Source organism: Peribacillus sp. NPDC055009, assembly GCF_053608705.1.
The window spans coordinates 1-12,144 of the sequence record NZ_JBSGVZ010000030.1; the positions used below are offsets into that span (position 1 = coordinate 1).

The 12,144-nt window shown below is 35.6% G+C and carries 9 protein-coding genes and 1 pseudogene; 8 read left to right on the plus strand and 2 right to left on the minus strand.

What is annotated here, in order from left to right; all coding sequences use genetic code 11:
- Nucleotides 1-152 precede the first annotated feature (152 nt).
- Nucleotides 153-536 carry a hypothetical protein gene (locus tag ACWF5P_RS25695; RefSeq protein ID WP_452445463.1) on the plus strand — a complete coding sequence of 128 codons (384 nt, stop codon included), beginning with the start codon at nucleotides 153-155 and terminating at the stop codon, nucleotides 534-536.
- Between the two features lie 96 nt (nucleotides 537-632).
- Here ACWF5P_RS25695 and ACWF5P_RS25700 read toward each other — a convergent pair whose 3' ends face one another.
- Entirely contained in the window at nucleotides 633-1,313 is a 681-nt protein-coding gene (locus ACWF5P_RS25700) for an EcsC family protein (RefSeq protein WP_452445464.1), read from the minus strand.
- A gap of 191 nt (nucleotides 1,314-1,504) precedes the next feature.
- On the opposite strand from ACWF5P_RS25700, the gene ACWF5P_RS25705 reads away from it, so the two are divergent.
- Together ACWF5P_RS25705 and ACWF5P_RS25710 are read left to right on the plus strand one after the other, a co-directional pair.
- Entirely contained in the window at nucleotides 1,505-1,627 is a 123-nt protein-coding gene (locus ACWF5P_RS25705; RefSeq protein WP_452445465.1) for a DUF4062 domain-containing protein, read from the plus strand.
- Between the two features lie 1,250 nt (nucleotides 1,628-2,877).
- Nucleotides 2,878-3,738: a hypothetical protein gene (locus ACWF5P_RS25710; protein WP_452445466.1), complete on the plus strand. Its 861-nt coding sequence runs from the start codon at nucleotides 2,878-2,880 to the stop codon at nucleotides 3,736-3,738.
- 477 nt (nucleotides 3,739-4,215) lie between these two features.
- Here the strand turns inward: ACWF5P_RS25710 and ACWF5P_RS25715 are convergent, their stop codons facing one another.
- Entirely contained in the window at nucleotides 4,216-4,587 is a 372-nt protein-coding gene (locus tag ACWF5P_RS25715) for a hypothetical protein (protein WP_452445467.1), read from the minus strand.
- 606 nt (nucleotides 4,588-5,193) lie between these two features.
- Between ACWF5P_RS25715 and ACWF5P_RS25720 the strand changes: the two genes are divergently transcribed.
- The 5 genes and pseudogenes from ACWF5P_RS25720 (at nucleotide 5,194) to ACWF5P_RS25740 (ending at nucleotide 11,753) form a co-directional block, all read left to right on the plus strand.
- Nucleotides 5,194-5,718: a hypothetical protein gene (locus ACWF5P_RS25720; RefSeq protein ID WP_452445468.1), complete on the plus strand. Its 525-nt coding sequence runs from the start codon at nucleotides 5,194-5,196 to the stop codon at nucleotides 5,716-5,718.
- 222 nt (nucleotides 5,719-5,940) lie between these two features.
- The gene (locus tag ACWF5P_RS25725) at nucleotides 5,941-9,633 is read left to right on the plus strand and encodes an Ig-like domain-containing protein (protein ID WP_452445469.1); all 3,693 of its coding nucleotides are present in this window, start codon (nucleotides 5,941-5,943) and stop codon (nucleotides 9,631-9,633) included.
- 746 nt (nucleotides 9,634-10,379) lie between these two features.
- Nucleotides 10,380-10,544: a hypothetical protein gene (locus tag ACWF5P_RS25730; protein ID WP_452445470.1), complete on the plus strand. Its 165-nt coding sequence runs from the start codon at nucleotides 10,380-10,382 to the stop codon at nucleotides 10,542-10,544.
- 134 nt (nucleotides 10,545-10,678) lie between these two features.
- A pseudogene (locus ACWF5P_RS25735) lies at nucleotides 10,679-10,996 on the plus strand (thermonuclease family protein); the annotation flags it as partial.
- A gap of 271 nt (nucleotides 10,997-11,267) precedes the next feature.
- Nucleotides 11,268-11,753 (plus strand): hypothetical protein, encoded by a 486-nt coding sequence (locus tag ACWF5P_RS25740; RefSeq protein WP_452445471.1) that lies wholly within the window; start codon nucleotides 11,268-11,270, stop codon nucleotides 11,751-11,753.
- The last annotated feature ends 391 nt before the right edge of the window (nucleotides 11,754-12,144 follow it).

Sequence of the window (12,144 nt, forward strand, 5' to 3'; positions counted from 1 at the left end):
ATTTAAGACAACATTATATATTTTGATAGATATAGGAATTAAATAGTTAGTCATGAAATAGAAAGACATATAACAATAAAAGATAAAAGGTGAAGAGACAAATGATGAATAAACTAAACCATTAAAAAAACACGCAGACTGCATCTGATGAAATGGGGGAAACGGTTTATGTTCTCCAAACATGTACGGAAGAAGAAGACCCAGAGAGTTTTTACTACTTTAAACAATTTGAAAAAAAAGAAGGCGAGATTTTGGAAGTGATCGAACAGCCACGTCTCCAATATCGGGTAAAATTTGGCCAAGCGGAAGCAGTCTTGTATCATGAGGAATTGACGAATGGGAAACAACGGGATGTTCCCATAACAGGAACGGATAATCAAGAAGGATGGGAGGGGGATAAAGTGGAATGGTATACACAAAAAGAAGTAGCTGATTTATTAGGCGTATCCAAGGCAACTGTCTACCATTATGGAAAGAACAGGGGGCCTTTGAACTGTTATTTGCTATTATTTAAAATTTTATTGCAACCCAAATAACAGGATATTATTTCTTTTTCCTGTTATTTGGGTTGATTTATAGAAGTTTAAAATATTTTATTACTTTGCAATCATCTTTGAGTTCTTTATCAAAAGTTATTTCATATCTATAATAACTGGTTCATCATAGTTTTCAACTAGTGAATCTTGAATAAAAAGCTTATGAGCAACTTTACCTACCGTATTTGTTGCCCATGCATCAATTGTGCCGCCAATTATTCCTCCCGCTAAAGGAACCATCTTACCTAAATTAATAACTCCTTTTTCACCAAACTTAGTTAATAGACGAAATCCTACAGCCTGATTGATTTTTTTTATCACTTCAAAAGGTACCTTTTTAATACCTGATACTGCGAGCTTCTTTCCTATTTGAATACCTGAATTTTTAAGGATATCTTTCGCTCCATTACCGGCTAAACAAGCATAAACAAAAGATTTTACCTGATCATCTTTAAGGTCATATCCTCCCATATGGGCAATAGCAGCTATCATTCTCATTTGAACCAATATCACGCTGGTAATATTAGCTGGAATAGCAACAGGTAAAGTTATAATTCCTCCTAGTCCTGATAGGAAACCACTAGTCGCACTTTTAGAATTTTGCCAAAGAATTAGACTTTTAACTTTTTCGTCTAGCGTACCATTCTTCTGTAAGTAACTGTCTGCTAACTCTATGGCCGTATCCATTCCAGGAACACCTCCATTAATAGCCTTATCATATGACCAATCTAAAACCTTCATTATTGTTTCCTGTGTTAAGGATTTTCCCTTAGACATTATCTCCTCACCCTACCTTTTTTGTTATGGTACTATTATACTGCATCCGCTCAATATATGGTAAATAATTGAATGAGAAATGAATAATTTAAACCACACAAGAAATAATTTAAGTAAAATATCCTACAAAGTACTATTATGAAATTTATATTCAATTTTTATACTATTTTGGATAAGAACGGTAATTACAAATGAAAAAAAAGCTACAAGTTTTTATTTCTTCTACTTTTACTGATATGGTTAAAGAAAGACAAGCAGCTGTTGAAGCAATATTATCAACCTATAAATCCTGCAACATACTTTCAATTTGGTAAACGCCCAGGAGGGAAGAGTTTTACTGGTTAGTAATCTTATTTACCTTCGCCTTATGTAATGCCGACGGTGACCTCTTAGCATATAGTATCAACATGGGTTACTGAAAGTCAGCACTATGTTTGTCTTAATTCTTTAAAATAAGTAGAGTACTTGCCTTTTCGGTTTGGGACGCCTACATCTTGATCCTCGATTCGACGCGTCTCTTGATGACTTCCTAACATGCTCTCGCAAAGAGGGGAGCCTTAGGCTGGATATGATGGGAACAGGTCGATGAAAGATGCCTTAACCAAAAGTGTACAACCGATCCGTGGTTAGCAGAAGTTAGAAGAAATGAAATTGGTGTTGATGCGCCATTGTTCGGAACTGGATTACATCCTTTTTGTCGTAGACTGTGAACTGACCTGCGTGTCGGGGACCTCCTCAAGCTGACTACACAACAGAGCCTGGTTCTCATAGGAAACGAGTCAAGATTTTCAGAGTTACTTACTATAGATTTCGATATCATAACATTCAAACATATAGCCAGAGCCTCAATACTTTAGAGGGTTAGAGTTTGGATGACATTAGGCAGAGTTTTGAAGGGCTTATGAAAAATGATGCTTTACTAACTATTGATGAATCATAGTGATGATGGAGAAATACTAGAGCCTTTTGTCTCTGATTCTTCCAAAACGAAAACATTCCATAAATCATTAATGTTATGAAAGATGAAAAAATAGAATAGGATGATGGAGTCCATATGTTGATGATATGGTAAAGGCGTGAAATAACATCAACCCTCCTCTATTGTTCTCATACATAATGATGCTATGGGGGGATATTTCCACATTTTTATGTCCCTTTTATTAGGATATTCGTTATAGTTGGTTTACTCACACACCATGGAAATCTACACTTCTTGCAAAGTAATAAAAAGCACGCTAGATAGGTGTAAATCACCATCATATTTCCCCCTATAAACCTCCACCTACAGAAGGAAGCTGTAGGAATAAAATATTTATCAATTAAAAAGTAAGAACCATTTTAACTTCGTTTAGACATATAATATAATTATCGTAAGGGAATATTTTCCACTTCAAAGTGATATCGTTGAGGGCTTAAGAGTAGAAATTTTATGAGTGTTTTAACGATGATTGAGAAAAGAGTAGAAAAAAGGAAGCAGAATTTAGAGATAATAGTTTTCCAAACAAATTTGATATTGAATAAATGATAAAATAAGGATTATGGATGTTAGGAGTTGATATAGTGGATGAACTCTCCATTTGAAGCACAACATAATAAAGCTAAAGAGAAAGACAAAAATTTATTTGTGCGAGTAAGAGAAATTAAAATCTTGAAAGATGCAGCTGTAATTGTAGTTTTATTAACTGCTTTATCTTATTTTATTACTTATAGTTTTAGAAGTGGATATTGGAGCTATTATCAATTAGAAGATATTGCACCAATTGATATAGGACCTTCAGATATTTCTATGGCTATCTCCAATGTAGCTATGGCTATTGTATTTGGTTTGATTGTCTATGTTGTTATTACAATCGTATTATGGATGTCAAAAGTTATTATTAGTGATCTAATTAATCCAATTGCTATCACGATTGCTGCAGCTACGACAATTAGTATGATTTATACTGGAAGTATAGAATTATACATTATTTTTGAATTTTGTATAATTGTTGCAGTTTTTGTTGGACTTAAAAAGTTTACTGAATCTAAATCGTTTAAAAATATACCTTTGTTACCAAGAGTATATAATTATTTACTAAGTGAAGTAAAACAATTATTTTCGATTTGGAGTGCGTTCATTCCGTTAAAATGGATAATTATACCAATTATTTTATTTTTAATATATGCAACATATGAAACATGTTATTATCTAGGAAGCAGAATTGCAGAAGATAAGGAAAGCTACTTAATAATAAATCATGATAGTACAGTTTACGTAGTTATAGGGGAGAAAAAAGACAATTTAATTATTGCACCTGTGAATTTAAATAAAAGAATCATAGAACCTAAATACTCTATTATTGAGTCGAAGTCTAATATAACAAGTCCTCTTGTATTAGAAAGAACCGTAATAAAAGGTGGATTTAAAGTGAAAAATGACAAATAGTTTTTTTGTAATTTACTCAATCGTAAAAGTATACCTTAACGGCACGTATAAACGCAGGTAAAAAAATTAGGAATCATTTTGTTACAAAAGGAAGGAGATTAACTAATTGGAAGGTTTAATAAAATTATGGTGAATTTGGTATATTAATTTGTAGAACTATTAACGATGAAGAAAAAAATATTGCAAGATGTAATTAATAGTGGAAAGGGTTGGATATTAACAATTTGTGATCGTGATATAATAGCCTTATTAAAGCTTAGGGATGAAGAAAAATATGAAGGCATAAGTGATTATATGAGGGACTTGTTTAATATAGTCATATTATAAAAAATAGAAAAGAATTATTTTGTTGGACTCGGTCTAATATTTATACAGTAATACGGAAAATAATTTCTTTCTAGCAGCGGATCAAAGTTAGATTTAATACTTTTCAAAGGAAAACGGGTTATTAAAGCTCTTAATAAATTATCGATTTTATTAGTTAAAAAGAACATAATAACTGTATTTTGATCTGTGATAGGAGAGAAAGTGAGACAGCAGAATTTTAGTCCCCTTTGCTACCTCGTTAATTAAGTTATTTCCTATTCTTTTTTCTACCAGCTTGGGATTGTAGCGTAGGCCAAGTTTTGAAGTATCTTCTTTAGCATGATAAATATTTAAATTAATGTTTTTTGCTTCTGCTACACGTTCAATTTCCTTAATATTAAAGTTTTCTTCTTCATTTCTACTCTCAAATGGTGACCTTACATATAAAAAGCCTGTTTCAAACTTTTTGGATTTCTCAAGACCCAATTCAGTTGTTTTACCATTCCCTTTAAGATCATTTCCACAAGCTGAAACAACCAACACAGCTATTTAAATTATTCTACAAACATAAAAGATTCTAAGCGCGGCGAAGCCGTTATGTCTTAATCTTTTATTAGTTATATTGTTAGGTCCTTAATACTGGTCCATTAAATACAGGCGAAAAACAGGGGTTTTTTGTATGTAATTTCTTCCACAACGATGAAACCATTGGTACGATTGGATTTGTCGCTAGGAAACTCATCAAAAAAATTTCGAAAAAATCTGTAGGGATTTTCGGATATTAGGAATCAAATTCATTAATCATACCGTCTTGTGATTCACTTATTGTGATTAATAAAAGTTGCGAACCCATGATATGACTCGTTTTTTCAAGTATATTAAACACATAGGAGACTATTATATGAATTTTGTATGTACACCTGAGCAACGTAAAATGGAAATAGCAGATTTGCTAAAAAGTTAAATGTACCTTTTGAATTTATAGGAAATACTAAAATTAAGATTTTTGGAAAAAGTGATATTTTTGGAGAATTTCTAGTTACGGGACATGTCAACGTATATAAGTACAGTCGGGATCTCAAGAGAAATGTCCGTAGCCATAAGCTTAACTATGAAGGCTATAGAGTCATACATGAGAGCTCATGCAATATGAGATACAAAATTGACTTTGGTCCTGTTTTCGTACAATGTATAATAACTATGACATTTGGTTATTTTTGGACTCTTCTTGGGGAACGTCCGGAAGCATTTGTTTATGGCAATATTATTTATGAGGCGGTCTCAGTAATTTCTTTCATTTTGACTAATCTAGCCATCGGTATAGCTGGTGCTATCGTGTTTTATTTCATATCACAGTTTCTTGAAAAAAATAAGAACTTTGAAAAAACGTTATGCGATGAAGTCTTTCAATTACGGGTAAAGGATAAAGAGTATACGCAAGGAGAGTTAGTAGAGCACGTTTTTTTCGATTTCCTTGATGAAGTGCGCAAAAACTACAGTGTTGTTGGTTCAATTTATACTCGGCTTAATGTCCAAAAGCAACAACTGCCGCTCGTCAATGACCAGCCATTATTGCCTGCTAAAAGTAAAACGACAGTCATTACAAAAGTTTTTAGGGATGACGTATTTAGAGCAGAAGTACTATTTAAAAGACCTGTCCAATTTTGTGCCTAAACACGAGCTTACGGTAGAAAAATTGATTGAAATAGTCTACCGGGAGGTAAAAAGCCTTCCCTTTTTTAATTAAAGAAATTTCATTCGAAAATTAAAGTTTTATAGATTTTAATAGAAATTAATAATAAAACATCTTAGAAACCGTTAACAAATGATGGGCTGGAAGTTCATATGAAACATATAGAAATTAACTATTAAATTATTTTATAGGGGGGTTTTTTTATGAGGTTTCAAATTTTCTGGAGGAAACTGTTGTCAGTTTTGATTGTGGTTTCATTTTTGCTGGAATTTTTTCCTGGTGTTCCGGTTGTAAAAGCTGCCACGGACTGGACAGGGTATACAGCAATTTCCAGTAAAGCTGATCTGTATAACATTAGAAACAATCTTACCGGAAACTATTATCTGACAGACGACATTGTATTTTCTGAAGAAGATTTTGCTGAAGGCGGTGCCTTCTACAACGATGGGGCGGGATGGATCCCAATTGGAAGCAGTAGCTCTGATGCTTTTGCCGGCACTTTTGACGGCAAAGGACATGTCATAACAGGTTTGGTTAGTAATACCTCATCTTCAAAAAATGATATATACGCAGGAATGTTTGGATATAACAGAGGAACGATTGAAAACCTTGGTATAACCAATAGCAGCATTCAGGCTTACTCGCCGTCACAAGCCTTTGTAGGTGGGATTGCAGGAATAAACGAGGGGACTATAAGAAATAGCTACAATAAAGCTGAAGTTACCGCAATATCCCCTAAAACTCCTCTTGCAGGAGGAATTGCAGGACAGAATTACTCTGGTACGATTTCCAATGTTTATAACGCCGGTAATGTGAACACATCTTCTACATCATCATCTAGTAGTAATCCTTATGCTTTTATAGGCGGGATTGCGGGTGATAATTATGCCGGGACTGTAAGCAGCTCCTATAACATGGGGAATGTGAATGCCGTATCGAAATCAACTAATTATAACAACACTTTTGTTTATTCAGGTGGAATTATAGGGGTTAATGTGGGAGCAGGAGCTGTAATCCGCGACTGCTTTAATATAGGAAGTGTCAACGTCACTACATCCTTTTTAGCTTATATAGGCGGGATATCGGGCGGAAGTAATGGAGGCGCAATAGCGAATACCTATAATGCAGGCAGTATAAACAGTAACTCAGGATATGGTTCTATGGGTGAAATTGTTGGAGATAATGGTTCTGACTCCATTAGCAATAGCTATTTTTTAAATAGAGGTATACCGGGTTCTGGGAGCGGTGTCGACAATACCACTCCTCTCTCAGCAGAACAGATGAAGTACCAGGCTTTCTTTCAGGGATTTGATTTCACAAATACATGGCAGATGTCTAATAATTTGCCATATTTAAAAGCTATTCAGTCCGTTGAGTTGACATCTCTGTCTTTTGACACTAATGAAATTCAATTAGCAACTGGAGCTACCTACTCAATAAAGATGGATTTTACTCCAGCCACACCAAATTTTTTCAAAATTAAGTACACCTCACTAGATGAGAATATTGCAACAGTCAACCAAAACGGGGTGATCTCTGCTTCTGGAGTGGGCACCACTAACATTATTGCAAAGGATATCGTAACAAATAAAGTCGACAACCTTACGGTAAAAGTCGTGCAGGGTGTAACAGGCATATCCATAAATGGAAGCCCATCTATGTTAAAAATTGGTAATACAATGCAGCTTTCTGCAACCGTTATGCCGGCTGATGCCGCAAACAAGAATGTAACATGGTCATCCTCGGACAGCAGTGTTGTGTCTGTTGACCAAAATGGTATCGTCAAAGCCAAGTCGCCAGGCACTGTGACGATCTATGCAGCATCGACCGATGGGACAAATAAAAAAGCTTCCTTTAACATTACCGTCATGCAGAACGTTCAATCGATATCGCTGAATATAGACTCGCTAAAGCTGAAAGTTGGCGAATCGCAAGCTTTGTCAGCGACCGTTTTGCCAGCCGATGCAACCAATAGTAAAGTAATCTGGTCTTCGAGCGAACCTTCTGTCGCAACAGTTGATGCAAACGGAATGATCACTGCAAAGTCCAGTGGAACGTCGGTCATCACTGCCAAAACTGAAGATGGCGGATTTGAGGATGTTTCTACCGTCACTGTCTATCAACCGGTTACAGGTGTGTCGTTTGCAAATCCAATTTTAAATATTGGACTCGGTGGCCAGGTGAAGTTAGTTCCAACTATTTCACCTGCCAATGCCAACAATCAGAATGTTACATGGGAGTCGAGCGATCCTTCCGTTTCAATCAGCAGCGATGGAGTCATTAAAGGTGAATCTGAGGGCCAATCCGTAATCACAGTGACAACACAAGACGGGAATAAAACTGCCATAAGTGTCGTCAATGTGGGGAAAGCGGTAACCGATATTACCTTAAACAAAACAGACATGACGCTTATTGAAGGACAAGTAGAAACGCTCAATGTCACCGGTATTTTACCGACAGATGGAATAAATAAAGATGTTTTATGGAAATCATCTGATCCTTCTGTTGCCATAGTGGATGAACAAGGAAATGTGACTGCTGTAAAACCTGGAAACGCAACGATCTCAGCCGAAGCTGCTGACGGTTCCGGAGTAACAGCAAATTGCGATGTGACCGTAAATGCCAAATCGCTTACCAAAATTGAAGTCACAACACTGCCTAAAAAATTGATATACAACCAAATGTCAACCTTTGATAGCACAGGCATGGCCTTGAAATTAACGTACGACAACGGTACAACATCCACAGTTACCTCTGGTTGGCAAGCGAGTTATGACTTTTCTGTTTTGGGTACTAGAAAGGTTGCCATTCAATATGGCGGGAAAACAACTGAAATTAGTGTCACAGTCAATCCATTTACAGTGACTTTCAATAGTAATGGCGGTTCTGCAGTTGCAAATAAAACTGCCAGCTACAATACCATCATCGCAGCACCAACTCCACCGACCAGAACAGGCTACACATTCGGCGGTTGGTACAAGGATGCTGCATATACCAATAGTTGGAACTTTGCTGCAAATAAAGTGATGAATCATACAACCCTCTATGCTAAATGGGTTGCAAACCCGGCAATTCCAGGTACCGTCAAGGCGGCTTCTTCATCCTATAATAGTGTGAAAGTCAGCTGGGGACCTGTAGCTGGTGTGTCTGGATATGAAATATACCGGGCAACATCAAGCACGGGAAAATATACTTTATTAACTGCTACAACAGCAACCAGTTACATCAACACAGGGCTGATCACAAATAGTACGTATTATTATAAAATAAGAGCCTATAAATTGTCTGGAACGACAAAAGCGTACAGTGGCTGGTCAACAGTAGTCAGTGCGAAACCGAAACCAGCAATACCTGCGTCAGTAAAGGCAGCATCTTCTTCATATAATAGTATAAAAACGAGTTGGGCAGCAGTAAGCGGGGCAACTGGATATGAAGTGTATCGGGCAACAACACTCACAGGCCAGTATAGTTATGCTGGCAGGACAACAGCAACCAGCTTCACAAATACAGGCTTGGTCACCAACTATCCGTATTACTTCAAAGTCAGGGCATACCGCCTGGTTGGAACAACAAAGGTTTACAGCAGTTTTTCTGCTCCAGTTTCTGCGAAGGCCATCCCTTCTGTCCCAATCAATTTCAAGGCGGCGAGATACTCCTCCTCCAGCATTAAAGTATCATGGGGCAGTGTTTCAGGTGCAACGGGATATGAAGTGTATAGGGCAACGTCAAAGACGGGAAACTACAGCCCTATTAAAACTACGAGCTCTGTGAATTTTATTAATACCGGCTTAACAAAGAAGAAGACGTACTATTATAAAGTCAGGGCTTATCGTACCGTTGGAAAAACAAAAGTATACAGCAGTTGGTCAACAATAGTCAGTGCTTACCCTTACTAATTTAAAACTTGAGAAGCGTACATCCAAAATGTAAAGGGTTCCGTTTTACAAGTGCTTTTTTAAAGAATAATATCTAATTTGACATGGTAACTGACGATTGAATTGGCATAAAAACTGAAAAGAAACTTGTGGGCTTTTGACTATCTAAATTATTAGTAAAAAGATCTACCAAGAAGAGGTGCTTAAGAAAACAGTGCATGGCTTGGAGCTAATCGGTTTTGTATAATTTGGCATCCTGTTGCTATAAAGTTTAGGAGGACAAAATTTTGTCCTCCTATTTGTCCTAGTCTAAATTTAAAAACATGTCTTTCATTAATTTTTATTAATTCGCCAATCCTGATTTACTAGGATTCATTAATATGTATTTAATATTATTTTTAAAAAAGAGGAATGGGCGGCATGATTTAATTAACCTAATGTTCAGGAGGGTATATGACTTGCCTTAAATAACATATAAATAATGCAAAAATCGAGGATGTTTCCAAAAGATTGAATAACTTTTGTGAATCATCCTTTTTCACTATTCCATTAAAGGGCCATTTTATGGAATAACACTTATTGAGCTAACTGGGGGTTGAAGAAAGAATGTTATAATAAATTTTATTATTTTACTGTTTTGAATTGGAGGCACTTAACTTGGAAATTAGAAAAGCAAGTAAAGAAGATATAAAGGGCGTATCAAGAGTTTATGTTGATAGTTGGAGGACTACTTCTAGTACCTGACGATTATCTGGACGAATTATCGTATGAAGATGGAAAAAAGATGGATTGATTTTTTTTATAACGAAAATGAACCTTTTATTTATGTTGCAATTAATGATACAGGGAAAATTATAGGTTTTGCATCAGGGCTATCGCCAGCGGATTCCGAAAAAACCACGCTAAGCATTCTCAAAACTCAATGTTACTAATTCCAGTTGAGATTTTGATTTAGAGATGAATTTTGAGGCAGGTTTAAAGCTATTTAAGGTGAATTTTGTATGTCTCAAATACCTTACTTTTTGGGACATGTTTTCAAAAACAGACATAATTAAATGTTAATAAGGAAATGGTACGAAAAGGTCATGCAGTAACTTATTTTATTTATCCGAACTTCAATCATTTTATGGAATATCAAAGTGCATTGGTACAAGCCAAAAATGAAGGACTAGGAATTTGGAATCCCAACAATCCTTTAGAAGAGTTACCATTCGTATTCCGTGCAAGAATATCACATAGGGGACTAACTAAATGGGTAGGAGATTCTCAAACAAAGCAAATTTATTCACCTAATGATTACAAAAAAGTACCAGTAGAGAGAAGAATATTTTTTATGTCTGAAAGTGAAGCAACAGATTTTATGAATAACACTATTAATAAGTAATGAACTGAATATGACGGGAAAAATGGACAATAAAAAAGCCTTATTAGGCTTTTTTGTTCCTTTATTATATAGTGCCAAATTAAAACTGTGCAGGTTCTTTCCACAATAACCAATAATCCTTTTAATACTTACGAGAGTGATTATTATCATATTAGTTATACCTACAGGATTGGCGTAAAGCATATTGCATACTGCGAAAATGAAGGTTTGCCGTAAATGGCGTTTTTGAAAAGTTCATCTATGCTCAAAAATATATTAGAGGAGTTTTTTTATGCCCGAAAACATTTCAATCTCTGGACAGGTCCATGGATATGATATGATGCCGATTTATAACATCAAAGTGTCGGTATATGACAATCTGCGGTATGTCGACCACGAGTACACGGATAAGGATGGTAAATACCACTTATCTATACCATCTGGTAAACCAATTACCGTGTGTTTCGATACGCATTGGTCCCTAAAAAATGCAAGGGAATGGCATCCGTCTGTAGTTGCAAATATAGACACCAAACAAGACATCGTACTCAATCGATTTCTCATGCATGTTAGCGACAGTACCGGTCGTGCAGCAGATATTGATGCACTAACCGCTTACCAATTCATTGTAATGTGGACAGAAATAAACGAACTTGACAAAACTTATGCTAAGTATGCTGCTTTTCGTGTGTCGCAATTGATGATAGTTGAGCCTGAGCTACGTGAATTTCAGAAAAAGCTGGAAGATTTCTTCTTGAAAAAGTCCAAATCAACATAATTGTCCTTAAATTCCTTGAATTTGAATTACCCTAAACTTGGGCTTTTTAGCTTATAACAATTGAACATACAATAGTAGAAATTTTAGAATGACCGTAAAAAAGAATAGACTGAATGAATACAATCCTCCGGGGAACTTAGAACTTGGGTGATAATTCGGCTGTAGGAATTAAACGATTAAGGCAGAGGAAGACAAATAAGTTTTCTTTGTAAATTTTTCAATTGGAAGTGATAGTGCTTTAGTTTTCTATATCCTATTATCTGTATGATAGCGGGATACTGGTAAGGATCAGTCATTACAAATACATTTTATAAAATGAATAAAGAATATTAAGCAAGTGGCACTAGCTTAATTTTGAATATTTGATTATTTGAAACCATGTGTTTCTCGT

What these genes read in the sequence shown, in the direction of transcription:
- ACWF5P_RS25695 (WP_452445463.1), top strand. Translation starts at nt 153, where the DNA reads ATGGGGGAAACGGTTTATGTTCTCCAAACATGTACGGAAGAAGAAGAC.
- ACWF5P_RS25700 (WP_452445464.1), bottom strand. Translation starts at nt 1,313, where the DNA reads ATGTCTAAGGGAAAATCCTTAACACAGGAAACAATAATGAAGGTTTTA.
- ACWF5P_RS25705 (WP_452445465.1), top strand. Translation starts at nt 1,505, where the DNA reads ATGAAAAAAAAGCTACAAGTTTTTATTTCTTCTACTTTTACTGATATG.
- ACWF5P_RS25710 (WP_452445466.1), top strand. Translation starts at nt 2,878, where the DNA reads ATGAACTCTCCATTTGAAGCACAACATAATAAAGCTAAAGAGAAAGAC.
- ACWF5P_RS25720 (WP_452445468.1), top strand. Translation starts at nt 5,194, where the DNA reads ATGAGATACAAAATTGACTTTGGTCCTGTTTTCGTACAATGTATAATA.
- ACWF5P_RS25725 (WP_452445469.1), top strand. Translation starts at nt 5,941, where the DNA reads ATGAGGTTTCAAATTTTCTGGAGGAAACTGTTGTCAGTTTTGATTGTG.
- ACWF5P_RS25730 (WP_452445470.1), top strand. Translation starts at nt 10,380, where the DNA reads ATGAAGATGGAAAAAAGATGGATTGATTTTTTTTATAACGAAAATGAA.
- ACWF5P_RS25740 (WP_452445471.1), top strand. Translation starts at nt 11,268, where the DNA reads ATGCCCGAAAACATTTCAATCTCTGGACAGGTCCATGGATATGATATG.